The organism is Pseudoalteromonas sp. US3C1013, from assembly GCF_048401115.1.
In the GTDB taxonomy this organism is placed as follows: domain Bacteria; phylum Pseudomonadota; class Gammaproteobacteria; order Enterobacterales; family Alteromonadaceae; genus Pseudoalteromonas; species Pseudoalteromonas undina.
In genome coordinates, this window is the sequence record NZ_CP183075.1 from 763,057 (window position 1) to 788,841 (window position 25,785).

The 25,785-nt window shown below is 40.5% G+C and carries 28 protein-coding genes and 1 riboswitch; all 28 genes read left to right on the forward strand.

The genetic code is table 11. The annotated features are described in order from the left end of the window. Nucleotides 1-2 precede the first annotated feature (2 nt). The 28 genes from ACNSN2_RS03545 to ACNSN2_RS03680 all read left to right on the forward strand — a co-directional run bounded on the left by ACNSN2_RS03545 (nt 3) and on the right by ACNSN2_RS03680 (nt 25,783). Complete coding sequence (locus ACNSN2_RS03545; protein ID WP_418608583.1) at nt 3-725, forward strand: flagellar basal body L-ring protein FlgH; 723 nt, start codon at nt 3-5, stop codon at nt 723-725. Between the two features lie 18 nt (nt 726-743). Beyond that, complete coding sequence (locus tag ACNSN2_RS03550) at nt 744-1,853, forward strand: flagellar basal body P-ring protein FlgI (RefSeq protein WP_010391158.1); 1,110 nt, start codon at nt 744-746, stop codon at nt 1,851-1,853. Between the two features lie 11 nt (nt 1,854-1,864). After that, nucleotides 1,865-2,326, forward strand: a complete 462-nt coding sequence (locus tag ACNSN2_RS03555; RefSeq protein ID WP_055011657.1) for a rod-binding protein — start codon at nt 1,865-1,867, stop codon at nt 2,324-2,326. A gap of 6 nt (nt 2,327-2,332) precedes the next feature. Beyond that, nucleotides 2,333-3,640, forward strand: a complete 1,308-nt coding sequence (flgK, locus tag ACNSN2_RS03560) for a flagellar hook-associated protein FlgK (protein ID WP_418608584.1) — start codon at nt 2,333-2,335, stop codon at nt 3,638-3,640. Between the two features lie 12 nt (nt 3,641-3,652). After that, the gene (gene flgL, locus ACNSN2_RS03565; protein ID WP_013464386.1) at nt 3,653-4,549 is read left to right on the forward strand and encodes a flagellar hook-associated protein FlgL; all 897 of its coding nucleotides are present in this window, start codon (nt 3,653-3,655) and stop codon (nt 4,547-4,549) included. A 26-nt stretch (nt 4,550-4,575) separates the two neighbouring features. Next, nucleotides 4,576-5,601 (forward strand): flagellin, encoded by a 1,026-nt coding sequence (locus ACNSN2_RS03570; protein WP_418608585.1) that lies wholly within the window; start codon nt 4,576-4,578, stop codon nt 5,599-5,601. 234 nt (nt 5,602-5,835) lie between these two features. After that, the gene (locus ACNSN2_RS03575; protein ID WP_418608586.1) at nt 5,836-6,756 is read left to right on the forward strand and encodes a flagellin; all 921 of its coding nucleotides are present in this window, start codon (nt 5,836-5,838) and stop codon (nt 6,754-6,756) included. Nucleotides 6,757-6,880: 124 nt separating this feature from the next. Continuing rightward, complete coding sequence (gene fliD, locus ACNSN2_RS03580) at nt 6,881-8,179, forward strand: flagellar filament capping protein FliD (RefSeq protein ID WP_418608587.1); 1,299 nt, start codon at nt 6,881-6,883, stop codon at nt 8,177-8,179. A gap of 6 nt (nt 8,180-8,185) precedes the next feature. Then, entirely contained in the window at nt 8,186-8,572 is a 387-nt protein-coding gene (fliS, locus tag ACNSN2_RS03585; RefSeq protein ID WP_010391173.1) for a flagellar export chaperone FliS, read from the forward strand. A gap of 243 nt (nt 8,573-8,815) precedes the next feature. Continuing rightward, complete coding sequence (locus ACNSN2_RS03590; RefSeq protein ID WP_235575561.1) at nt 8,816-9,133, forward strand: hypothetical protein; 318 nt, start codon at nt 8,816-8,818, stop codon at nt 9,131-9,133. After that, nucleotides 9,130-10,419, forward strand: coding sequence for a flagellar hook-length control protein FliK (locus ACNSN2_RS03595; protein ID WP_418608588.1), 1,290 nt, complete (start codon nt 9,130-9,132; stop codon nt 10,417-10,419). Before ACNSN2_RS03590 ends, ACNSN2_RS03595 begins: the two co-directional genes overlap by 4 nt. 25 nt (nt 10,420-10,444) lie before the next feature. After that, nucleotides 10,445-10,876 carry a flagellar basal body-associated FliL family protein gene (locus ACNSN2_RS03600; protein WP_013464390.1) on the forward strand — a complete coding sequence of 144 codons (432 nt, stop codon included), beginning with the start codon at nt 10,445-10,447 and terminating at the stop codon, nt 10,874-10,876. A gap of 9 nt (nt 10,877-10,885) precedes the next feature. Further along, the gene (locus ACNSN2_RS03605) at nt 10,886-11,608 is read left to right on the forward strand and encodes a FliA/WhiG family RNA polymerase sigma factor (RefSeq protein WP_418608589.1); all 723 of its coding nucleotides are present in this window, start codon (nt 10,886-10,888) and stop codon (nt 11,606-11,608) included. Between the two features lie 17 nt (nt 11,609-11,625). After that, entirely contained in the window at nt 11,626-12,489 is an 864-nt protein-coding gene (gene motA / locus ACNSN2_RS03610; RefSeq protein WP_010391179.1) for a flagellar motor stator protein MotA, read from the forward strand. After that, complete coding sequence (locus tag ACNSN2_RS03615) at nt 12,489-13,487, forward strand: flagellar motor protein MotB (RefSeq protein ID WP_418608590.1); 999 nt, start codon at nt 12,489-12,491, stop codon at nt 13,485-13,487. Before motA ends, ACNSN2_RS03615 begins: the two co-directional genes overlap by 1 nt. Further along, on the forward strand, nt 13,480-13,878 hold the full coding sequence (locus ACNSN2_RS03620; RefSeq protein ID WP_010391182.1) for a PilZ domain-containing protein: 399 nt from the start codon (nt 13,480-13,482) through the stop codon (nt 13,876-13,878). The genes ACNSN2_RS03615 and ACNSN2_RS03620 overlap by 8 nt, the downstream gene beginning before the upstream one ends. Before the next feature lie 33 nt (nt 13,879-13,911). Beyond that, nucleotides 13,912-14,817 carry a FliM/FliN family flagellar motor switch protein gene (locus ACNSN2_RS03625; protein ID WP_138569976.1) on the forward strand — a complete coding sequence of 302 codons (906 nt, stop codon included), beginning with the start codon at nt 13,912-13,914 and terminating at the stop codon, nt 14,815-14,817. A gap of 3 nt (nt 14,818-14,820) precedes the next feature. Next, complete coding sequence (locus tag ACNSN2_RS03630) at nt 14,821-15,153, forward strand: FliM/FliN family flagellar motor switch protein (protein ID WP_418608591.1); 333 nt, start codon at nt 14,821-14,823, stop codon at nt 15,151-15,153. A gap of 4 nt (nt 15,154-15,157) precedes the next feature. Then, nucleotides 15,158-15,910 (forward strand): flagellar type III secretion system pore protein FliP, encoded by a 753-nt coding sequence (gene fliP, locus ACNSN2_RS03635; protein ID WP_075170636.1) that lies wholly within the window; start codon nt 15,158-15,160, stop codon nt 15,908-15,910. Then, entirely contained in the window at nt 15,907-16,176 is a 270-nt protein-coding gene (locus ACNSN2_RS03640; RefSeq protein WP_010391187.1) for a flagellar biosynthetic protein FliQ, read from the forward strand. The genes fliP and ACNSN2_RS03640 overlap by 4 nt, the downstream gene beginning before the upstream one ends. After that, entirely contained in the window at nt 16,173-16,952 is a 780-nt protein-coding gene (fliR, locus tag ACNSN2_RS03645; protein ID WP_418608592.1) for a flagellar biosynthetic protein FliR, read from the forward strand. Before ACNSN2_RS03640 ends, fliR begins: the two co-directional genes overlap by 4 nt. 4 nt (nt 16,953-16,956) lie before the next feature. After that, complete coding sequence (gene flhB, locus ACNSN2_RS03650; protein ID WP_418608593.1) at nt 16,957-18,087, forward strand: flagellar biosynthesis protein FlhB; 1,131 nt, start codon at nt 16,957-16,959, stop codon at nt 18,085-18,087. A gap of 16 nt (nt 18,088-18,103) precedes the next feature. Further along, the gene (flhA, locus tag ACNSN2_RS03655) at nt 18,104-20,179 is read left to right on the forward strand and encodes a flagellar biosynthesis protein FlhA (RefSeq protein WP_418608594.1); all 2,076 of its coding nucleotides are present in this window, start codon (nt 18,104-18,106) and stop codon (nt 20,177-20,179) included. 140 nt (nt 20,180-20,319) lie between these two features. Next, a riboswitch (cyclic di-GMP riboswitch) is annotated at nt 20,320-20,402 on the forward strand. Between the two features lie 97 nt (nt 20,403-20,499). Then, on the forward strand, nt 20,500-21,372 hold the full coding sequence (locus tag ACNSN2_RS03660) for an OmpA family protein (RefSeq protein WP_418608595.1): 873 nt from the start codon (nt 20,500-20,502) through the stop codon (nt 21,370-21,372). A gap of 20 nt (nt 21,373-21,392) precedes the next feature. After that, a complete protein-coding gene (locus ACNSN2_RS03665; protein WP_138607590.1) occupies nt 21,393-22,706 on the forward strand; it encodes a sigma-54-dependent transcriptional regulator in 1,314 nt (437 codons plus the stop codon). Between the two features lie 17 nt (nt 22,707-22,723). Next, nucleotides 22,724-23,047 (forward strand): flagellar hook-basal body complex protein FliE, encoded by a 324-nt coding sequence (locus ACNSN2_RS03670; RefSeq protein WP_010391195.1) that lies wholly within the window; start codon nt 22,724-22,726, stop codon nt 23,045-23,047. 8 nt (nt 23,048-23,055) lie between these two features. Next, nucleotides 23,056-24,783, forward strand: coding sequence for a flagellar basal-body MS-ring/collar protein FliF (fliF, locus tag ACNSN2_RS03675; protein ID WP_418608596.1), 1,728 nt, complete (start codon nt 23,056-23,058; stop codon nt 24,781-24,783). Then, the gene (locus ACNSN2_RS03680) at nt 24,764-25,783 is read left to right on the forward strand and encodes a FliG C-terminal domain-containing protein (protein ID WP_010391197.1); all 1,020 of its coding nucleotides are present in this window, start codon (nt 24,764-24,766) and stop codon (nt 25,781-25,783) included. The genes fliF and ACNSN2_RS03680 overlap by 20 nt, the downstream gene beginning before the upstream one ends. Nucleotides 25,784-25,785: the final 2 nt, after the last annotated feature.

Here is a 25,785-nt window from a genome sequence, read left to right on the forward strand (position 1 = left end):
TTATGATGAATAGGTTAACATTATTTTTGCTGCTTTTAGGTGTTGCTGGTTGTAGCAATACCCCGTCAAAAACCCAAATGGTGGAATGCGAAGTGGTGTATGGGGAAGTTAAATGTCCGCAAAACACCACTCAAAAATCAGTTCAAGACTATGAAATAAGCCAAGATGCCTATGCACAGGGTTTGAATCAGCAAGATGGTAGCTTATTTCAAGATAACTATATGTTTTCTTTGTATGCAGATAAACGTGCTTACCGAGTTGGCGATATTTTAACTGTGGTGCTTAACGAGCGCACGCAATCAAGTAAAAGTGCCGATTCGAGTTTAGATAAAAGTACCGACTTGGATGTTTCAGTGCCAGTTGCTGGTGCACTCAATGTAGCTGATTTTAATTTGGGTATAGGCTCGAGTGCCAAGTTTGACGGTGAAAGCAGCGCCAGCCAACAAAACTTCCTCAGTGGCGCTATTACCGTGCGGGTTAATCATGTTTTATCTAATGGGTCGCTGGTTATTAAAGGGCGTAAGCAAATTAAACTTAATCAAGGCGATGAATACATTGAAATTGAAGGGCTAGTTCGCCCTGGCGATATTGATGTAAGTAACCGTGTTTCGTCGCTTCGTATTGCTGAAGCGCAAATAAGCTATACCGGCAAAGGCACATTGGCTGATGCGAATCGCCCAGGTTGGTTTACCACTTTATTTACCCGATTCTTAAACCCGTTCTAAGGGATTACTGAGGTTTTAATGAAATATTTACTATTAATGCTAGTGTGCTTTTTTAGCCTATTAGCGCCTGCAACTGTGACCGCCAAAGCACGTCCATTATTAGATATTGTTGATGTGCTAGGTGTGCGAGAAAACCAACTCGTGGGTTACGGTTTAGTAGTGGGCTTGCCGGGGTCGGGTGATAAAGCCCAAGTAAAATTTGCCGGCCAATCGCTAAGTAATATGCTAAAGCAATTTGGTGTCTCTGTAGATGAAGAGCGATTACCAAAATCAAAAAATATAGCGGCTGTTGCTGTCCATGCTACGTTACCGCCAATGGGAAGCCCAGGTCAAGCGATTGATGTAACTGTGAACTCATTAGGCGATGCAAAAAGCTTACATGGTGGCAGCTTAATGTTGACCCCGTTAAAAGGGGTTGATGGCAAAGTGTATGCGCTAGCACAAGGTAATTTAGTGGTGGGCGGCATTAATGCTAGCGGTAAAAGTGGCTCCTCGGTGACTGTTAATGTGCCTACTTCAGGGCTTATTCCTAATGGTGCAATTATTGAGCGCAGTGTTATGGCTATGTATGAAAGTCAAAGTGATGTAATTCTTAATTTAAAAGATCCAAATTATCAAACTGCCCGCAATGTTGTACGTGCTATCAATAAAGTATTTGGGCCTGATGTAGCTACTGCTGAAAACTGGGCGCGCTTAGTGGTTAGTGCGCCAAGCGATGCCAATAGTCGCAACACGTTTATGTCGATGCTACAAGATATTACTGTAGAGCAAGGTTCTGAGCGCCCAAAAATTGTATTTAATAGCCGCACAGGTACTGTCGTAATGAACAATACAGTGCGAGTTAATCAGGCTGCGGTTAACCATGGCAATTTAACCATTACCATAAGTGAACAAGAGCAAGTGTCGCAACCAGGGCCGTTTTCAAATGGCCAAACTACGACCACGCAATCAAGTGATATCACAGTAGATCAACAACAAAAAAATATGCTGTTGTGGCCTGAAGGCACCTCATTAGATGAAATTGTAAAAGCGGTAAATGCACTTGGCGCAACGCCAGCCGAGCTTATGTCGATATTAATTGCACTTGATAATGCTGGGGCTCTAGAAGCCGAGCTATTAGTTATTTAAAGGAAATAGCCATGAAAATAGAGTCATCAACCCAATTATCTCAGTCATTAGCGATTGACCCGACCCATCTTGAAAACATTACTGGCAACAGTGAGGCAGGCGTTAAACAGGCGGCAGAGCAGTTTGAAGCTATTTTTTTACAGCTGGTATTAAAAAGTATGGATAGCACCACCAAAACTATGGCCGGTGACAATGGTTTTTTTAATAGTAACGAGCAAGCGCAATTTAGAGATATGCATAATGCTCAAACCGCGCAGCATTTAGCGTCAACTCATCAACTGGGTTTAGCCGAAGCGATTGTTAAGCAGTTTGATGAGAAAATTGCCCCCATAGAAAATACATTTAAGAATAGCCAAAGCTTGGTCGCTAATGATCAACATAAAGGTGCTGAAAGCGTTGAGCCAACCCAAAGCTATGATATTTATGCGGGATCGGCATTTGTTCAGCCATTGAATGCTAATACGATTAGGTAGTTAATTATGTCTATGTTAAATAACGCGTTAAGCGGCCTCAATGCTGCAAATATTGCACTGACTGTGTCAGGGCAAAATGTCGCGAATGCAGCCGTTGAGGGTTATTCGCGTCAGCAAGCTCAATTTAAAACCTCTAATGTATATTTAGGCGGGGTTGAGGTGGCGTCTGTTGATCGGGTTGTTGACGCCTTTTTAAATGACGATATTTGGCGCACTAATTCTGATACCACTTATTATGAAAACAAACAGTCATATCTAGGTTTTATTGAGCAAATCATTGGTACCGACTCGTTAAACTTAAATAACTCCCTTGCAAGCCTAACAGATGCACTCAATGCTGCAGCAACCAAGCCTGATTCACAGGCTTTCAGGCAACAATTTTTATCCTCTGCAGAGGGCTTTATGCAAGATATTGCGCAAATTAATGGCGCTTTGGCAGGACAAGCAACAAAGTTAAATGCACAAATGAGTAATGTGGCGCTTAATGTGTCTTCTATTACTAAGCAAATAGCCGAAATTAACAGTAGCATTGGATTAGCAACAGCAAACAAGCAATCAACCGCAGAGTTAAAAGATAATCGAGAACGCCTAGTAAACCAGTTATCAGGGCATATTGGCGTGTCTATTGTTGAGCGAGATAATGGCTTTATTGATATTAGTACCTTAAGTGGTGCCCCGCTGGTGGTAGGGAGTAAAGCGGCATCAATCTCAGTAAATGGAACAACAGTAACGAGTAACTTTATTGGTCAAGAATTCACCCTTGATAAAAACGTTGGTGGTCAATTTGGTGGCTTAATAAGCGTTGATAACGATGTAATAAAACCAACCCTTGCAACCTTAAATAGCTTAGTTGCCGACCTTGCCGATGATATGAATGATGCATTACAAAGTGGTTTTGATTTAAATAACGACCCCGGTGAAGCACTGTTTACATACAATCCATTAAACCCATTAGGGACGATTGAGATTAACCCTGCGATCACCACTGATAAACTTGGTTTTAAAGACAGTAGTACCTCAGGACCTGGTGATAACTCTAATATTGCTAATATTGTTGCTTCAATGGCAGGAAAAGGCGATAAGTTTACGTTATTAGTAGGAGATCTTGCTATTACTAGTAAGCAAAACTTAAATAGCATTACCACCGCTACTAATTTAAGTGAAAACGCCATTGCTGCGCGCGATAGCTACAGCGGGGTGAACCTTGATGAAGAGGCGGCAAACTTAATGCATTTTCAACAAATGTACAGTGCCAATGCCAAAGTGATCAGCACAGCAGATCAAATGTTTAAATCTTTACTGCAAATGTTTTAAAAGGGCAATGTTATGCGAGTTAGTAGTCATCAGTTTCATTTAAATTCAATCAAAAACATTCAAAGTAATACTGAAAACTTTAACGAAAAATCAATTCAGTTAGCAACCAATAAGCGTATTCTCAAGCCCTCAGATGATCCGCTTGGCACTGTAATGATCATGAACCTAGGTTCAGAAATAAAATCGTTAGAGCAATACAAAACCAATATGGATGCAGTTAACTTTTCATTAGGTCAACAAGAAGTACAGCTAACCGGTATTGTTAACCAAATATATTCATTGCAAAGTTTAATTACCACCGCAGCTGATGGTTCAATGGGCGAGGCAGAAATTAAAGCACTCGGCCAAGAAATGAGTGTGGCTTTTCCGGCAATTGTTGATTTACTAAATGCAACCGACAGCGATGGACAATATTATTTTTCGGGTAGTAAAACCGATGAAAAACCGTTTCAAATTGATGCGACGGGTAATTATGTTTATGCCGGTGACGATATTGTCCGAGAAGTCGCTGTATCTGACGACTCAAGTGTAAAAAACAATATCGTAGGTAATGATTTAGATCCTGGTGCCGGTTTTTTAAATGCCATGCAAGACTATCTTGTTGATGTAAATAATCCGCCAGCAGGTGGTGTTGGCAATCAATCACGGGTGATGATAGATAAATTAGCTGACTTTTTAGGTACTATTAGTAGCCAAGTGACCACCATAGGCTCTACTATGGCTTCGCTTGATTCGATTACAACGAGTAATCTAGATATCACCACATTTACGGTTAATTTGCAGGACGATTTAAGTGCTGTAGATTATCCAGAAGCGTTTATTTCGATGAATGAATCTATGGCGGCGTATGAATCCTCGATGCAGGTTTACTCGACAGTAAGTAAACTTTCATTGTTTTCATACATTTAAAATTATAATACTTTCAGGAACTAACTATGCTGGTTAAAAGTAGCGAAAAAGCGCAAGCAATTGACTTGGTTAATACCAATAAATCGGATGCACTCGTTACATCAACAAAGGATTCTGCTAACAATTTGTGGAAAAACAAAATTGTTGCCAGAGAGGACCAAGTTAAAGTACTGACTGGCTGGGCGCAGCGCGGGGCACTGAGTCAAGCGCTAGCAAAAGCCGAACAAAGCGAAAGCACTATTCGTAATTTGTATATGGGGCTTGAAAAATTAGCACAACAATTAAATACCCAAGCTGCTAACACTCAGCCACAACCCATGCAACAACAGCAAATTAAAGTGCAAATAGCGTCATTACAAAACACAGCAAATAAAAAAGGCTCAGGACTTGATACTCAGCTGAAAATAACGGATCCAAATCGCGCTATTAGCAAACAGCTTAATGCAAATATAGACCTGCTTAGCGCACGTCCACATGAAGAAAATATCCAGTTAGTGATGGGTCGCTCGGGCAAATCATTAAGCTTAAAGATACCAGCCTATCAAGATGAAAAAACCAATTTAACTGCCATTCAAAATGCGTTTGCACCACATCATATAAATGTTGAGCTTAATCGTGAAAACCGTCTGCTTTTTAGTGCGCAAAAAGATAATGCGGCTCCACTTTTAGAGCCTTGGGTGATGAGTGGTCAAGGTGTACGAATTGCTGCAGGAAACCCGATTTCTTTGCAGCTCAATGATTTAGATAACCCTCTGAATGAACTTGCTAAAATAGCCGATAAAAATGCCACTATTGCTCAGCACCGAGAGCAAATCCAAACTGCGCAGCGCCATTTAAAAGCGAATTTAATAAAAATTCAGGCACAAAAACAACAATTACAAAGCCAACTAGAGCAGCTTGACTCTGCTAGTTCATTAGCTAACACTGATGAACTACTTGCTTTAAGTCTAGGGGTTAAACAGCACATGCAAAACCCAAGTGTAAATAGTGTGGCTGCGATTATGTCGCAAGCAAACATTACTCGTAATATGGTGCAATACTCACTCACCTAATTTTTTAATGCAGCAATTTAGTATTGCTGCATCGTTTTTTATTTCTGCGATTCCGCTTATCTGCTTTTAGCCAACGAAAATGCCTATTTTACCCGCTTTGAACACATTGCTTAAAAAAATATAAAAATAATTAGAAAAAAGTTTAGGTAATTAAAAATATGGTCGCTCTTAGTTATTAGAAGGTGATTTAGGTTCACTAATTACTTTAGCTATTCATTCAAAGAGGAAATAAACATGGCTTTATCAATTCAATCAAACATGGCTTCAATGTCAATCCAAAACCAACTTGGTCGTAGCAACAACGATTTATCTACAGCGCTTGAGCGTTTAGGTTCTGGTTTTAAAATTAACTCTGCAAAAGATGATGCGGCTGGTCTACAAATCGCTTCACGTCTAAACGCACAAGTACGTGGCCAAGATGCCGCACTTTATAACTCAAACAATGCAATGTCGATGATGCAAACAGCCGAAGGCGCGTTTGATGAAATGACTAACATCGCTTATCGCATGAAAGAGCTCGCTACCCAAGGTGCCAATGGTACAAATGGCACAAAAGAAAATGAAGCACTTAACGCTGAGTTTATTGCTTTAGAAGATGAGTTTGCAAGCATTTTACAAAATACTAATTATGGTGGCACAAAGTTACTTGCACAAACGGTAGGTGCTGATGTCGCTGCCGCTGCAGGAACAAGAGCTGTTTCTGCATCAGGTCTAGGTAAGTTCTCTGATACTGCTACTGCTGTAACTTTTCAGGTTGGCTCATCAACTGATGAAGTCCTAAGCGTAGGTGTAGGCGCAGAAGTACAGGCACTTCATACAGCAGTTAATACGGTCACTGGCGCACAAAACTCTATAGCTGATTTAAGCACTCAAGCTGATTCTTTAGCTGGAATTGCGAATATTGATACGCTTATTGAATCAATTGGTTCAGCTCGTTCTGCGATGGGTGCATCAATGAATCGTCTTGAGCACACTATGAATAACGTAACCAACATGAAAGAAAACACTCAAGCAGCAGCTGGCACATTAATGGATGCTGACTTCGCAGCAGAAACATCTAACATGACTAAGCAACAGTTACTTATGAATTCAGGTATTTCTGTACTGAGCACAGCTAACAGCACAACACAAATGATTGGCTCATTACTTCGTTAATAGTGATTAATCAATTAAGTATGTATAGCTACACCTAAGGTGTAGCTATTATTGTTTATAGTCATAAGTAAAAATATTTATCTTAGATTTTTTTGCTTATAACTAAAATGCTTGGAGAATAAAAATGAGTGCTGCATTAGGAATTAATCCTGGTCAACTAGCCAGTCAATATACACAAATTGAGCGAGCTTCAAAAGATCAGCTCTTAAATTCTAAAAGTAGTGATTTTAGCAATAAAATTAAAGCATTTGACGGTTTAAAAAGTAACTTATCAAGCTTTTTTGATGATTTAAAAGCGAACTTAAAAGATACCAGTAGTTTGTTTGCTAATACCGTTACAGCTAGTGACGCTTCGTCGTTAACTGTTAATGCTAATGGCACGGCAGCCAGTGGTGAGTATGATGTATTTGTGGAGCAATTAGCACAAGCACACCAAGTGGCATTGAGTTTTGATCCGGCTAAAGCGCTACCCACTGATGGTGAGTTAAGTATTGATTTGGCAGGCAGTGCGTTTAGTGTTGACTTTGCAAGCCTTGGCGCCGATGCATCACTAACTGATGTTGTTAATGCCATCAACTCACATGTTGATAATAGCGGTGTTAAAGCCTCTGTTGTGCGCTCTGGCACAGAAACCTTTTTAACTTTAACCAGTGCTGAGTCGGGTGTTGCTAATCAGGTGGGGGTAAGCTTTACTGAAGGTACGGATGCCAATAGTAGTGATATCACCAATGCCATAACAAACAAACAAGATTTAACCTTAGCGCAAGATGCGATTGTCAAGCTTGGGACTAATTCAGCACTTACAATCACCTCAAGCAGTAATAAACTCGATACGGTTATTGATGGGGTAACGATTGATTTAACGAAGGCGCAGCCGCTGGGCGATCAGCCAATTCATATATCGATTAGCCAAGACCAAGAAAGCTCTAAAGAAAATATTCAAAATTTTATTAATGCCTTCAATGGTTTAACCAAGAGCATTACCTCTAATGAGTCTTTAAAAAGAGATAGCTTATCGGCAGGACTCGCGCGTTCTTTACGTAATGACTTTCAAGGAACATTTGAAGGTAAAACCCTGTTCTCTGTGGGTATTGAGTTTGATCGTAGCGGTAACTTAAAAATAGATAGTAAAAAGCTTGAAGAAGCCATGGCTACCAATCCAGAGCAGTTAACTAGCATGTTGACGGGTGAGAATGGCTTAATGGCCAAGTTAGAAGCGCGAGTAGAGCCCTATACTAAAAGCTATGGTTTGATGACCGATAAAAAAAATACACTACAATCTAGTTTAGATATTGTAGTTAGGCAACAAAAAGATCATGAAGTGTCTATGGAGCAAGTGTACCAACGCTACTTGTCGCAGTTTACACAAATGCAACAGACTATTGCACAATTAGAATCTACAATGGGTCAATTTGGGAGCTAAACATAGATGTTAGATTTAAATGATGGCTTTTCAGCCTATAAAAGTACATCAGTAGATGCAAAAGCGGCCAGTGCCGATATTCATAAATTAGTATTGATGTTATTTGATGGTTTTTCAGATGAGCTTGAAAAAGTCACAGGCCACATAAAACAAAAAAGATACGATAAAAAAGCCGAAAGTATTGAAAAGCTAATGCGCATTTTAGGCGGGCTTGAGGCCTCATTAGATCTTGAAAAAGGCGGTGAAGTAGCGCAAAACATGCAAAACCTTTATCAGCATTGTGGGCAAGCATTATTGCAAGCCAGTATAAAAAATGACTTGAGCTATATTGACTCCACCCGTGTAGTGATGACCAACCTGCAAGAAGGGTGGCAAGGCTTAGGTACACAATAAACAAATCTAAACCAGCTACCAATAGCTGGTTTTTTCATTTTCAACACGGCTTTTTTATATCTCCCCCCACTGCCTAAATAATTATTCAATTCATTATTAATAAAATATCACTTCCTTCCGATGTGGAAGTTCCGCTTCCGCTTTTTGGGTTTTTATTTTATTTTTTGTTATAAAACAGTAGCTTAAAGTTGGCTTGTTTATTGCTAAATGAAACATGAACTTATAATGAATTTAGTATTGCTAATGGAACACTCTCAAAAATACGCAGCGCAAAAAATGGAACAATTACTTAGCACCATGGAAGATGCTATCCATGAGAGTAATTGGTATGAGGTTAAATCAGCCGATAAGCAGCTGCTTGCATTTTATAATGAGCTGCAAAATATGCCTTGCTTTAGTTCAATGAAGGCTGAACAAAATAACTTAAAAGCACGTTACGTTGACTTAATCGACCTAGTGAGCCAAAAACAAGCGGCCATTAAAGTACAAATGCAGCGCCACCAGGAAGATAAAGAAGGTTTAATTGCGTATAAAAAAGTACAACAAGGACAGTCACTGTGAGTATCCAAGCAAATACTATGGCGACAAAGACTGACTTTGGCAGTGCCACTAATAAACCAACCATCTTAAAGAGCAGTACACCTGCAGATGCGCAAGAACAACAGAGCGAGCTTGAGCCGTTTACGCTTTCTTCAAAGCAACAGCAAACAAAACAGCAAAATGTGCAAGGTGAACAACCTCAAGAAAGTTCAGAACAACTAGCGCAAGAAGATGCCATTACAGAAACACAAGAAATAATAAATCCGTACTTTTTAAACACTGCAAATTATAATCTTGATAGCAATAAAATAAACGCGCCTGTCACAAATTTACTCAACTCAAATAGTAACCTTGATCTTGATAACGGCACTGCAGCAGTGGAAACACCACCAGCACAACTTGTTATTGATGAGCAGTTAAAGAGTAAGCCTTTAGAGACTCTGCACGAAGAAGGCATTATAACTCAAGAGTCAGCTAAAACTGCGTCTGTACAAAATATGACAGTGCATAGTGATGTTTTAACTGTGCCTGCTGCAGCTATAAATGTAGCGCCAGCGAATACACCCGTTAATAAAGAATTAAATACACTCGATTTAGCCAAAGCACCACAAACATTGTATTCGCAAGCGCTTTTGAATCGATTAAATCAACCTTCGGTAGTGTTGAATACTTATGGACACGCGCAATCAAGTAGCCCAACCAATGAGCAGCTAGCTGCACAACCGAGTATTGGGCTCAGTAAGCTCGAGCTTGCTGCACTGACACAAAACACGCAATCGAAACTTCTCAACGTTGAATCTCGTGAAGGCAGCAATCAAAAATCAGCATTAGTGAATGCTTTTTCATCTGCCGCACCTACGACAGAGAGCTTTGAATGGCAAAAAGAGAAATTAAAAGAGGCTCCCAGTGAATGGGGGCAGCGTTTATTGCATGTACTTGGCGATAAGGTAAAGCTGCAAATAGGCCAGCAACTTCAGCGTGCGCAAATTAGATTAGATCCTCCAAACCTAGGCAGTATTGAAATATCTATCAATATTGAAGGGGATAAAACCTCAGTCAGTTTAACTACGAGTAATGCGCAGGTTAGAGATGCCATAGCGCAAACTCTAGAGCAGTTACGTCAGTCTTTGTCGCAAAACTCAAACAGTACAGTGGATGTTAATTTGAGTGATAAACAGCAGCAATCTCAACAGCAAAGCGACAATAGCGACATTGCAAATAATCATACCGAGATGCCTTCAATGGATGATGACAACAGCACTCGCACACCTAAGTCACCATTAGATTGGTTGGATTTATTAGTATAACTACCTTGGATTAAGAGAGATAAAAGTGAAAAAAATAATAATAGCCCTAACTGTAATTGCACTTATTGCGGCTGCATTTTTTGCGGGACAGTTTTTTAACGACAGTGACTCATCAAAAGAAGGTCCGCAAGCAGATATAACAAAAGTTGAATACCACGAAATGGAGCGCTTTATTATAAGCGTATCAGAGGACTCAATTGCCCGCTATTTAGTACTCGACTTGGTACTTGTTACTTCACCATCTGTATACAATACAGGCACAGAGGCGATGGAGCCGCTTGTAAGAAATGTACTGGTAAAACAGTTTGCCAATATGAGTCATAGCCAAGCAAAAGCGGCTTTTAAAGATATAGATGCGGTACAAAAAAACTTACTAGAGCAGTTTAATTTAGTGTTAGCGAATACGGTATCTGTTCGATTGGATAACGTACTTATTACGAATGTCTTCATTCAATAGGCCATCGCTATGATGCTGCAAGAAGAGTGGGGCGAGTTAATAACAGAACCACCAGTCACCTTAACGCCACAAAAAGAGACGCAACTATTATCGCAGTACGCTTTTTTGGTGAATCGAGCGGCTGCGCACATGCGCACTCAAGTGGGCGTTATTGTCGATAATGATGATATTTATCAAATAGGCATTATTGCGCTGCTGTCGTCTATTCGTCGCTATGGTCGGGATTTAGATGAGAAGTTTGCTGCATTTGCGTTTAAGCGTATTCGTGGCGCTATGTTAGATGAATTTAGGCGTGTTGATTGGCGCCCACGACAGTTAAGGCAGCAGTCTCATCAGCTTCGTGATATGAGCCGTTCACTGCAAAAAAAGCTCGGTCGTGATGCAACAGACACCGAAATGTGTGAGGTGTTAGGAATTAACCATAAAGAGCTTATTCAACTGCATTACAGTGAGCAAGCCGAAGCATTTGATAGCCTTGAAGCGCTATTGGAAGCTAACCCTAATTTAGCGCTCACCTCTGCACATACACACGACAAAGAAGAGACAGCAGCCATGCTAAAAGTGGCGATGAGCAAACTGAATACCCGAGAAAAGCTGCTCTTGCAATTATATTACATGCACGAAATGAATATGAAAGAAATAGCGTTAACGCTCGATTTAACCGAGGCACGTGTTTGCCAACTTCATAAACAAGCACTTGAAGCGCTTACACAAGCGCTTCAAAAAATCTAATACCTAAGGAATAAAGAATGCAAAGAGTTATAGGGTTAATAGTAGTACTTGCAACAGTATTAGGTGGTTTTGCGTTTGCGGGCGGCAACATTGCCACTATGTGGCAGCCATACGAGTTTTTAATTATTTTTGGCGCAGGTTTAGGGGCGCTAATTGTGGGTAATTCAAAGTATGTACTGACAGAAATGCTATCGCAATTAAAGTATCAATTTATTAGTGGTAAAGGAACCGATACGTCTGAGCTGTACCATGACTTACTACTCGTTATTTACTCTTTATTAGACTTAGCCAGAGTGAAAGGCATTAAAGGATTAGATGAGCATGTTGAAAACCCAGAAACCAGTTCTATTTTTCTTGCCTACCCTAAAGTGTATGAGTTCCCACAGCTAGTTACTTTTATTTGCGATAACTTACGTTTATTTAGTATGGGAAAAATAAACTCTCATGACTTTGATGCCATGTTAGAGCAAGAGATTTATACCATTGAAGAGCAACGTCTTAAACCTTCTCATTCACTTGCTAATATAGCTGAAGCTATGCCAGGTTTTGGTATTTTAGCAGCGGTTGGCGGCATTATTATTACCATGCAGCATCTTGATGGACCTTTAAGTGAAATTGGCTACCATGTAGCAGCGGCGTTGGTGGGTACTTTTATTGGTATTTTTGCTTGTTACTGTTTAATTGCACCCCTTGCCTCAGCGATGGAGCAGTATGTAAAAAAACAAGTGGCGATGTTTGAATGTGTGCGTGCCATGTTAGTGGCGCATGCTAAAGGGCATGTGCCTATTGTGGCGACTGATTCAGGCCGAAAATTAATTAATGAAGAAATTAAACCGACCTTTACCACCATGGAAGAGTGGATCACTAACAAGGCGGCTTAATGATGGAAAACAAAAATCAAGAAATCGTCATCAAACGCTCTCGTAGAAGAGCAACCGAAAAGCCTCATGGTGGTGCTTGGAAGGTTGCCTTTGCCGATTTTACTTTGGCGATGATGGCGTTTTTTATGGTGATGTGGATCATGGCAATCACCAATGAATCTGAGCGTGAAGAAATAGCACACTATATGCGAACTCACTCAATTTTTGATGGTGGCCCCGCTATTTTTGATCCTCAAAACAGCCCATTCCCCGTTGATTTAGGGGGATCTCCTTCTGTAATTAAGCACTTAGAGTCGGGAATTACGCCTCCGGACTCTCCAAAACCTGGAATGAGTGAAGTATTACAAGTGCCCGATGGCACCGTTGAGCCTAAAGCAGGGCAAGGCGAGAAGTTAAATTCAGCGATTGATAGCCAATTTGAAGCTTCATCTGAGCTGAGCTTATTACTGGAAAGTATTGATGAACTCAGTAAAGAAGAGTTACTAAAAAATAACTTACTAGTTGAAGAAGTGCCCTTGGGGCTCAGAGTGATCATTAGAGACGACAAGCACCACCAAATGTTTGAACGCTCAAAGTCGCAAATGACTCCATTTTTTGAAGATCTGTTTCTATACCTTGGCGGATTAGTTAAAGACATTAATAACAAAATCATTATTTCTGGGCACAGCGATGCCAGCTTATTTGTTGATGGCAGCTCTCGTAATTGGGACATTTCTGGCGATAGAGCGCAGCAAGCAAGAAAAATAATGACCATGGGCGGAATGCCATCAAGTCAGGTGCTTCAAGTAAATGCGTTTTCATCAAATCGGCCAATTAATAAAGAAGATAAAAAAGCCAGTGAAAACAGACGTGTTGAACTGCTCATCTTAACTAAAGATGCGCAGGATAAATTTAACCAATTATTTGATGATAGCAACATTAACAATCCGATAAAAAAAGCGGCTGGTGCGGCAACGGCTAACAAACCCGTGCTACGTCTTGAAGAGAATTATGAGTAACCAACCAGACACTAAACGAAGTTACAAAAGATGGAACTTAAACCTTAAAGATAATTACGAGCCTGAGTCAGTTCAGCTTGGCGGAGTAGGCGTGCAGTTATTACGCCGTTGTTTTATTGATATTTCACTATGCCATGGTGTGGCAAAAGATATTAGCGTGGGCGGTGTGGGGTTATTAGTGCCTGCTGAAAAGACGATCCCCAATAAAATTATTGTGGTGTTTGATAAAACTAATCGATTGGCAGGCAAGGTGATGTATCGCCGTGCAGTGAGTGAAAAATTAATGTTTTTAGGGGTTGAGTGGATAAGCAAAAATGAGCGCTTACGCAGCGATATAGTTAATCGTTTACAGCTACAAGCCCAATTGAAAAAAGCAAAAAAACGAACATAAGCTGAATATAAATGAATCAGGAAAAACAGTGGTATGAGTAAAACGTTAAACGCTAAAACAAAGTTAATTAAAGCGAAAGATTCTGAGCATATTACGCCATTTGCACTCACGCTTGAGCAAAGAGCATATGAACAAGCACAACAAAAAGCAGCGCATATAAACGTTAATATTCGTAAAACTTTGGAGTTAGAGCTAGCCCAATTATTTAACGACAGCCGTTTTGATGTAGAAATTTCGCCTTGTTCGCATTCGGTTATTAGCAGTTGGTTTAAAGAATCCTCAAGGATATTTCTTGCCTGCCCTTTATTTGCCCCTACTCAAGGTGAGGCCTATTTAGCGCTTGATTATCAAAGTGCATATAAAACAGCTGATTTATGCTTAGGTGGGCAATTTAATAATGTGAACAGCACAGAGCAAGTCTCTGATGAGGTGAATAACGAATTAAGCTCAACAGAAAGCCGTATTTGTGGTCGTTTACTACAGCGCCAAGTGCAGGGCATTCAAGGCTTATTATTTAGAGAACGCTCAGCGTTATTAGGTGAGATACAAAAGTCTCATGCCTTACCTGAAGCATTACAATATTTAGCCTTTAAAGTGCGGTTTATATTAGAAAACCAAGTAATAAGTTGGTTTTTATGGCTGCCAATTAGCTTTTTTTGCGCAGCTGATAGCGAGCAAGATTCTGCAAATAGTGACACTCTCAATACTGATATGTGGGCACAGTTTGCGGTGCAAGGTCAGATTGAAATGGCGAAGAAAAAAGTCACTTTAAAGCAATTAAAAGCTTGTGTGGCCGGCGGTGTATTACCAATTGAACTTAATGAAGCTGCACTATTTAACCTAGGCCATAAACAAATATTTAAAGGCCAAGTCGTTGAGCAAGAGACTGGCTTAGCATTTCAAATCACACAATTATCAAACAATACAACGAGTAACTAAATTATGAACGAGAACCTTGATAGCGCCTTGGCGGGCTTAGAGCTTGATGCTTTTGATGGATTTGATGATAAATCTGCTAATAAAACTAACGAAGGAAATATGTCATTTTTTCAAGATGTTCCTCTACTCGTCACTCTTGAAGTAGCAAGTACTGAAATTACTTTAGGCGAGCTTAGCCAAGCCAAAGAAGGCGATGTGCTTAAGCTAGACAAAGTAGCCGGTGAAGCGCTTGATGTAAAAGTGAATGGGGTATTTTTTGCTAAAGCAGAAGTGGTAATGGTTGAAGGGCAGTATGGTTTGAAATTTGCTCAAACAGATACCGTAAAGGATCAATAAACAAATGAATAAACGCGTAATTTTTAAAGTTAGCCTATTGTTGATCATGTTGTTTTTACCAAGCTGGCTAAATGCAGAAGAACTTACGCTGTTTTCTCTAAAAGATACGGCCGACGGGCAAGACTATAGCGTTAAATTGCAAATACTTTTGCTAATGACGGTATTGAGTTTATTGCCTGCGCTATTGATGGTTTTAACGTCGTTTACCAGAATCATCATTGTATTGGCAATTTTGCGCCAAGCTATGGGATTACAACAAAGCCCACCGAATAAAATTTTAATTGGCATCTCACTGATGCTCACCATGTTGATTATGCGACCTGTTTGGCAGGATATTTACCAAAATGCATATACGCCTTTTCAGCAGCAAACCATAGGGTTAGAAGAAGCTTTACTCACCGCAGAAAAGCCTTTGCGTGCTTTTATGCTTAGGCAAACTCGCGAAAGTGAATTACGCCAAGTGTTATTAATTGCCAATGAGCCAACCACACTCACCGCGCAAGAGATTCCGTTTGAAGTATTAATGCCTGCCTTTGTACTAAGTGAGCTTACTACCGCTTTTCAAATTGGCTTTATGTTGTTTATTCCTTTTTTAATTATAGATTTAGTTGTCAGTAGTGTGCTGATGTCTATGGGTATGATGATGCTATCACCGCTGATCATTAGCTTACCGTTTAAGTTAATGGTGTTTGTACTTGCCGATGGCTGGTCAATGATAGCAGGTACGCTGGCAGCAACATTTGGAATGTCACCATGACCCCAGAAATGTCGGTAGAGCTTATTTCAAGCGCGGTTTATACCATCATAAAACTGATTTTAGTCTTAATTGTGCCGGGTTTAATACTAGGTATTGTGGTGGCCATTATTCAAGGGGCTACTTCTATTCAAGAGCAAACCCTAACGTTCTTACCACGTATGTTATTAACCTTATTAATGGTGGTGTTTGCGGGGCATTGGATGCTACAAATTTTGATTGATTGGTTTGATAAGCTCAAATTTATGTTACCTGGAGTATTTGGTTGAGCTCATTACTTGCTTTAACGTCTACTGACTTAGTCAGCTGGATGGGCACGCTTTGGTGGCCATTTGTACGTTTTTCTGCACTTTTATGGTCTATGCCGGTATTTGACAATCCGGCAGTAACGCCGCGCTCTCGTATTTTAGTGTCTATGATGTTGGCTTTTTTAGTTGCTCCGCAGTTACCACTTGCACCTGCTATTGACTTGTTTTCTTTAGATGCCGCCATCTTAACCTTCGAGCAAATTATTTTTGGGGTAATGATGGGGTTATCGCTGCGTATTTTGTTTGAAGTAATGGCAATGATAGGGCTGATCTTATCCATGCAGATGGGTTTATCAATGGCGCTTGTTATGGACCCCGGTAGTGGTAACCAAGTGGCATTATTGGGACAGTTATTTTGGATTATGTGTGCATTACTGTTTTTTGCCGCAGATGGTCACTTAATAACTCTACAAGTTATGGCAGAGAGCTTTCATAGCTTTCCGATTGGTCGCAGTATTTATGAGTTTGATATTCAGGCAATTATTATGTTGTTTGCGTGGATGTTTTCCTCTGCTTTATTGCTGTCGCTACCAGGGATAGTCGCCATGTTATTGGTTAACTTAACCTTTGGTGTAGCAAGTAGGGCGGCGCCGTCATTAAATATTTTTGTGCTGGGTTTCCCTATGTCGCTATTGATGGGGTTTTTCTGCGTATTTATGACCCTAGAGTACACAGGAAGTGCGTTTTCAAGGCTAACGTATCATGTGCTAACAACCTTTGCACAAGCGATGAGGTAGCGGTATGTCTGAAAATAGCTCGCAAGAAAAAACAGAACAACCCACAGAGAAGCGATTAAAAAAAGCCAAAGAAGACGGCCAAGTCGCGCGCTCAAAAGAACTCAATACCGCTATTTTACTCATGGTCAGTATTGCTGGGCTATTGTGGTTTGCCAATTTATTTTACAGCTTATTTGTTAACTTAATGAACAGCACTATGGTGCTGGATCATACGATTATAAATAATAAAAAAATGATGCCTATCGCGTTGGGCGACGCCATTATGAATATGCTATCCACCCTTACGCCGTTTTTATTATTAAGCTTTTGCGCAATGTGGATCACTGGGTGTTTACCTGGCGGGTTTGTGTTTTCAAAAAAGCTTTTGGCGCTAAAAATGAGTAAGCTCAACCCACTAACCGGGTTAGGCAAAATGTTTGGTAAACAGTCGTTAGTTGAGCTACTTAAATCAATACTAAAAATAACCTTACTGGCGATTTGCTTATATACCTTTTTAACTAAGCTGTGGATGCAGCTGATGATGTTACAAAACTTAGATATAAAAGTGGCGATAGGCCAAGGCATTGAGTTGTTATTTTTATCGTTAATGATCACCGTAACTTTGCTGCTTTTTATTGCGGTTATTGATGTGCCTTTTCAGCAAAAACAGATTGCCGATAAAATAAAAATGACCCACCAAGAAGTAAAAGAAGAGCGTAAATCTTCAGACGGTAGCCCTGAGATAAAAAATAAAATTAGGCAAATACAATATCAGCAATCGAATAGAAAAATTGAAGAGCGTGTACCCACTGCCGATGTGATAGTGACCAATCCTACTCATTATGCTGTGGCAATAAAATACAGTGAAGAAGCGGCTAAAGCCCCTTATGTTGTTGCTAAAGGCGTAGATGAAATGGCGCTGAGAATTCGCGAAGTGGCCCGTATGAATAACAAAGAAATAATAGAAATCCCTGCATTAGCACGGGCTATTTATTTTTCGACCCGGGTCGACCAAGAAGTGCCCAACGGCCTTTACAGCGCCGTTGCCTATGTACTGACCTATGTATTGCAACTAAAAGCATATAAGCAAGGACGTGGGCAAGCACCCGCAGCCTTACCTGAATTAACAATCCCTAAAAACTTACAGAAACCTTAGATGTTGGAGTTATAATTTGAACTGGCGCAGTTTTACTCAACCTTATACCGCTATTCCTATTTTGCTGTTAGCTGTTTTGTCGATGGTTATTTTGCCATTACCAGGATGGCTATTAGATGCATTGTTTACCTTTAACATTGTATTGTCAGTGATTGTATTGTTAGTCGCTGTGTCTACTAAAAAGCCGCTCGATTTTTCTGTATTTCCGACTATTTTGTTAGTCGCCACCTTGATGCGTTTAACCCTAAACATTGCTTCAACACGTGTGGTATTACTGCATGGCCATGAAGGCTCAGATGTGGCAGGTCGCGTTATTCAAGCGTTTGGTGAAGTGGTTATAGGCGGTAACTACGTCGTTGGTATTGTGGTGTTTGTTATTTTAATGGTGATTAACTTTGTGGTTATTACCAAAGGCGGTGAGCGTATTTCTGAGGTGGCTGCACGCTTTACTCTAGACGCCATGCCCGGTAAACAAATGGCAATTGACGCGGATTTAAATGCCGGATTAATTGGCCCTGAGCAAGCAAAAGAGCGACGCAGTACTATAGCCCAAGAAGCCGATTTTTATGGCTCTATGGATGGTGCATCTAAGTTTGTACGCGGTGATGCTATAGCTGGCTTAATTATATTAGTGATCAACCTGTTGGGCGGTGTTTCAATAGGTGCTTTTCAACATGGTTTAAGCTTAGCCGAAGCGTTTCAGCGTTTTGCACTGTTAACCATAGGTGATGGCTTAGTTGCGCAAATTCCTTCGTTATTACTCGCGGTTGCTGCTGCAATTATTGTTACGCGTATGAACGATGAAGGCGATGTAAGTGAAGCAGTAGGTAAGCAGTTACTTGCCTCTCCACGTGTTATTTTTACTGCTGCTTTAATTATGGTTACGCTTGGTATTGTGCCTGGGATGCCCACTGTCGCCTTTTTAGGGTTTGCCGCGCCATTATTTTATGTTGCTTGGCGATTACAACGCTCTCTCCCCGATAACTCTTTAATTGAAGCCGAACAAATGACCGACACTATTTTAAGTGAGCAACAGGCTAACTTAGAATGGGGAGATATTTCTCATGTTGATAAGTTGTCGGTTGAGCTTGGCTTTCGTTTGGTTTATTTAGCCGATAAAGACAAAGGGGAAGAGCTGGTAAAAACCTTAAGAGGTGTGCGTAAAAATCTTTCTGAGCAACTTGGATTTTTATTACCGGAGATCAGAATAAAAGATAACCTAAAATTAAATCCACAAGAATACAAAGTAAACTTAGCCGGTGTGCCTGTTGCAAGTGCTAATGTAAACGCCAAAGAACTACTCGCGTTAAACACCGGCGATGTATACGGCAGCTTAGATGGTGAATTAACCACTGATCCTGCTTATGGGCTTGAGGCTGTTTGGATAAAAGATAACAGTAAAACCCAAGCATTGAATATGGGTTACTCAGTGGTTGATTTAGGCACCATTATTGCTACTCATACCGGCAAAGTGATCAAAGAACATTTAGATGAGTTATTTAGTTATGAAGACGTACAAAAGCTTAATGAGCGACTAAAAGAAATCTCACCTAGCTTAGCCGAAACCTTCGAAAAAGCATTACCGACTAATTTACAGTTAAAAGTGATTCGTTTACTACTAAAAGAACACATAAGTATTAAAGACATAGTCACTATCGCCGGCACATTAATAGACAGTGTTGAGGTAACTAAAGATCCGATTTTACTGGTTTCAGATGTACGCTGCGCACTGCAAAAAGTATTGGTAAAACAGGTGATGGGTAATCGTGATGAACTCAGTGCCTATAGCTTAGATGAAAAACTAGAAAGCACCTTACAAAGCTCACTTGATCAAGCTATGCAGGCTGGCAAAGTTGTACTAGATAGTTTTGCGGTAGACCCTAATTTACTAGGGCAATTTCAACGCACAATGCCGATGATAGTCGAAGACATGAAATCGAGAGGGGTAACGCCTACATTAATCGTGGTGCCGCAGCTTCGGCCGCTATTAGCTCGTTACGCAAAAACCTTTACTAAGGGTAGCTTAGTTGTTCTTTCTTATAATGAAATTCCAGATACCATTCGGGTAGATATACTCGGTTCGTTGGGATGAATGACTGTAAAATGATCATAAAATGAACTGGCTATGAATTTTATATAGTAATATTTGCATTTAATGATATTTAACTATAGTCTGTTGTTTTTATTGTACATAGTTACTAGTTTTTATATTGGTTTAAAATAATGCTTAAGTAAATTAAATGGCAAACTATGCGAAAGCATAGGACGCAAAGCTCCCAGTCTAAGGCTATCGCTACGATCGTGGGGTTACATTAACTTAGTGATATTCATTAATACTGTGTTTGTATTTGTTGTATTTCGCTATTGATTTAAAAAACTTAATTGTTCTATTTAACTTTATACGGAATATACATGAATAGATTAACTCAGCTGATTAAATTTGCATTGCCCTGTGCTGTGTTTATGTCCTCGCAGGGGCACACATCAGAGCAAAATCTGGTGCAAAACTACGAAAACTCTATTTGGTCAGTAAGTAGCAACCCGTTTGCGTGTTCACTCAAACAGCGCTTTGATAATTATGCGCTACTTGAAGTAAAAACCCTCCCAGCAAAAACACAACAATTGGAATTTACTTGGCTTTTACAAGATAAACCAATAGTAGGTTTACACGTTTTATCTCGTAAAGCAGATTGGCAATCTGCAGATACCATTCTTACTGCCGTGAACTTTGTATCCTCCAATGTCGAAGATAACAAGGTGCAATTTTCTGCCGATATGACCGCATTACTTCGTGTGATTAAACAAGGCGGTTGGTTAGACACGCTAGTAAGCTTTGGTGATGAACAACTTCGCCTGACCTTTACTAATACCCATAGCGATGAAATAGTTGCCGATTATCAACAGTGTTTAGCTAATTTATCGCCGCTTTCTTGGGAGCAAGCACGCGATCATCAATTACAGTTTGCCAGTGGGCAGCGCACAGTAACAACGGCTAAAGATCTTAAATTTTTAAAAGATTTAGTGCGTTACATTTCTTTAGACAGTCGCGTAAGTAAAGTGCTAGTTGATGGCCACACAGATAATACGGGCTCGCCGCTGTCAAATCGGTTGCTTTCAAAAGAAAGAGCAGATGACGTAGCTGCCAGACTCATTGAATTTGGCTTACCCAAAGACATGTTAGAAGTAAGAGCGCATGGTCAACGTTATCCCATTATAAAAAACTCGGAGCAGGGCGCATCGTCTAATCGCCGTGTTTTAGTTCGTCTTTTCCGACACTCAAGTTAATTGCACTGCAAAGGAAAAATATGAGTCAAAGATACCTTTTATGGATCAGTGAGCAGCAGCCAACGCCTGAGATTCAGCAAGTTGTATTTGCCGAAAACTTTAAGTTTCTGCATACAAATTCCATCAGCGATGCGGTTAGCCACTGCCTTATAAGTAAGCCAGAGCTTGTGTTTGTTGATGCAGATACTCAACAACTCGAACTGGTTGAATTAGTAAAATTACTGCGTAAAACATGCCCCACTTCGCAAATTGTGACGTTAGTCGATTCTTCACAAAGTGAAATTGCTTCAAAAACTATTAATAACGGTGGCGCTGTTGATTACTTATTAAAACCTTTCTTTGCTGAGCAGCTTAAAAAAACAATCAGAAACACTGATTCAATGAAGCATGGGTTTGAGGATTTAATCGCTGTTTCAACTAAGTCACAACAAGTACTGCGTTTAGCTAATCGAGCTGCCCAAACATCGGCAGGGGTGTTAATTACCGGCGAATCGGGAACAGGTAAAGAGAAGTTAGCGCACTTTATTCATAAATCCTCAGACCGTAAAGATAAGCCATTTATTGCAGTTAACTGTGCTGCAATACCAGAAAATATGCTCGAAGCCATGTTATTTGGATTTAATAAGGGGGCATTCACCGGTGCGGTAAATGCTCAGCCGGGAAAATTTGAACTGGCCAATGGCGGTACTATTTTACTGGATGAAATTACTGAGCTGCCATTGGATTTACAAGCTAAATTACTGCGGGTATTGCAAGAGCGCGAAGTTGAAAGACTCGGTAGTCATCAAAAAATAAAATTAGATATACGCATTATTGCCGCCTCTAACCGCATATTGCGTGAACAAGTTGAGCAAGGCGCTTTTCGTGAAGACTTATTTTACCGTTTAGATGTATTACCGCTTAGTTGGCCTGCACTTCGGGATCGTGTTGATGACATCATCCCATTGGCTCATCACTTTATAAAAAAATACGGCAACTCTGAGTTTCATATTAGCAAGCAAGCCGAAGATGTGATGCTTTGTTACAACTGGCCGGGCAATGTACGAGAAATTGAAAACGTAATCCAACGAGCTTTAGTGATGGCCAGAGGCGTTGAAATTCAGGTTGAAGATTTAAATTTACCGCAATGTTCACCTGCAGCGGCGGCTTTTTGTGCCACGCAGTTAAAGGAGAATAAAAAGCAGGCGGAGTTTGATTATATATACAGTTTATTGAGTCGGTTTAAAGGTCATCGTACTCAAACAGCACAGGCGCTTGGCGTAACTACCCGAGCATTAAGATACAAAATTGCCGCTATGCGTGAATGCGGTATTGATATTGATGCAATTGCATAATTTGAAGGAAAAAAAGAATGTCGCCAATTGAAAGTCAACAAATGATGCTGGGCAAAATGATGGACATGCAAAAAATTGCAGGTCCAGAGAGCATAGAGCCGGCTGCTATCAGTAATCAAAATGTAAATATTAGTGAAGACTTTAAGCATGTTATTCGCTCTATCAACGCCCAACAAAATATTGCCGGTGAAATGGTTAAAGCCGTTGATACTGGTGAAAGTGAAGATGTGGTAGGTGCGATGATCGCCAGTCAAAAAGCGGGGCTTAGTTTTTCTATGCTGATGGAAATGCGCAATAAAGTGCTCAATGGCATTGATGATGTCATGCGCATGTCACTGTAGAGGCTAATATGAAAGGAGAATTAGCAAAAGTACCTGAGCAAAATGAGAGCAACCTAAAAGAAAGAGTGGTTAATCTCTCCAACAAATTAAACTTCGGCAACTCAGGTGACAGAAGTGTCGCGACCATTGCTCTACTAGCGACATTAGTAGCGGCTACTATAGTCCTTATTTTATGGACCTCGGCTAAAAACTACGTACCGCTTTACGGTAATCAAGAAAGCTACGATAAAGCCAATATTTTAGAAATTTTAGATAAAGAACAAATCACGTTCCGCATCGATACCGATAGCGGTAATATTTTAGTGCCGCAAGAAAAATTGGCTGATGCGCGAATCACGCTGGCGGCGAGAGGAATAAAAGCCTCTATGCCTGAGGGTATTGAGAATATTAGCGACAAAGTGTCTATGGGCACCAGTCAATTTATCGAATCTATGCAATACCAGCATGCCTTAGAAGGTGAGTTGGCACGCACCATTATTAACATGCAAGGCATACGTAATGCGCGGGTGCACTTGGCAGTCCCTAAGCGCAGCTTATTTGTAGGGCGTACTGAGCAAAAAACCGCAGCGTCTGTGATGGTTGATTTAGCGCCAGGACACGAACTTAAACCAGAGCAAGTGGAAGCCATTATTGCACTGATTATTGGCAGTGTGCCTGGGCTTGATTCTCGTTCTGTGTCGGTGGTGGATCAGCGTGGTAAATTACTCAGCGGCGACTTATTTGATACCACCCCAGTAGGCAAAGAAACCGATAAAAAGCTCGCCTTTATTGAAAAAGTTGAGCGCAACATAGAGCAACGCGCCTCTATTATGTTGTTGCCAATTTTGGGTGAAGGTAATTTTAGAATTCAGGTTTCTAGTGATGTTGATTTTAGTGTGGTTGAAGAAACACGTGAAATGGTTGACCCACAAAATGTATTAACTCAAGAATTTATTAAATCAGATAGCACCTTAGATCAACTGGCGGCGGGCATTCCTGGCTCTTTAGCTAATGAGCCACCAGTGCCTAATGAACAAGCTGAAGATGAAAACAACGAGCGTACTTCACAACGAAATGAGAGTAAGCGACAGTTTGAAAATGGTCGCTCGGTAACTCATACCCAATTTGAAGTAGGCCGCATTAAAAACATGAGCTTATCGGTACTTATTAATGAGCAAGTTGCTGGAACAGCTGATGGCTGGAGCGAAGCAAAGCTCGCTTCATTAGGTGAAATGGTAAAAAAGGCCACGGGGTTTAACGACGCACGCGGCGATCAATTTAACATCACTAGCTTTGCCTTTGTAGAGCAAAAGATTTTAGCACCGGGTGAAGGCCTTGAGTGGTGGCAAATGCCCGAGCTTAAAGAGTATGCCCGTTATATTGTTGGTACTTTAATTAGTTTATTACTGATTTTATTTGGTGTGCGTCCTTTAGTTAATCACTTGATAAAAGGTAAAAGTAACGAAGCAAACAACGCCATGGCAACCGCTGATAATGAGGTTAAATCAGCCTCTGCAACAGAAAGACAAAGCAGTCCGCTTGATGACGCCATTAATGCTAAATCGCAAATAGAAAACTTAACCGCCAAAGAGGGCGCAAGTGAACATCAAAATATGTCATTACCGCAAATAGGCAATGACTTTGAAGAACAAATAGCGCACATGCAGTTACTTGCTAATAAAGAAACCGAGCGTGTCACGTCGGTAATAAAATATTGGGTAGAACAAGGAGTTGAAATTGAATCAAGAAAAGCTTGATAAAGGCTCACAATTACCGGCGTTAGATCGCGCCGCTATTTTATTGCTAAGTATGGGCGAGGAAAATGCCGCCAGTGTTATTCGTAAATTAGGCCGCCGTGAAGTACAGGCTATTTCTGAGCGCATGGCTAAAATTTCAAACGTTACTCAACAGGATGTTGCAGGCACCTTGAGTGAATTTTTTGATTGCTACCGCAATGAAAGTGGTGTCAATGGCGCGTCGCGTGTGTATTTAGAGCGAGCACTTGATAAAGCCGTCGGCCGTAAGCTTGCCAAAACTATGCTTGATGATATTTATGGTGGTGCAATGAATGACGATTTACGTCGTTTAGAGTGGATCCCGCCAGAGCTTATAGTACGTTTTTTAGATCAGGAACATGTGCAAATGCAAGCGCTGTTTTTGGCCTTTTTACCCCCAGAGCAAGCCTCAGCCATTATTGTACTGTTTCCAGAATCGAAGCATGATGATTTACTGTATCGAATTGCCAGTCTTCGTGAAGTGAGCGAACACGTTATTGATGATGTGCGCTTAACGCTTGAGTCGTGTATTGAGTTTGTTGGCCGCCAAGTAGGCGCACAAGTGAATGGTGTCGATAAAGCGGTAGAAATTATGAATCGTTACAACGGTAATAAGAGCCAAATTATCGAACTAATGAAAAAACATAACACTAACGTAGCTGATGAAATACAAGAGAAAATGTACGACTTTGATGGCTTAATCAAGCAAACAGACGAGACACTAACCTTGTTGCTTAATGACATTCCTGATGAGTTATGGACTATGTCGTTAAAGGGTGTAAACAGCGAGTTTTTAGCGCGTGTTTTAGGTGCACTACCTAAACGTTTAGCGCAAGTGTACCAGCAGCAAATTGATGGTTTAAGCGCGCAACCACTGAGCAAAGTGATTGCCGCCAGAAAAGAAATTATGTCGATAGTTAGAGACATGAGCAAACAAGGTGATATTGAATATCGCTTATTTGAAGAAGAGACCGCAGGCTAACT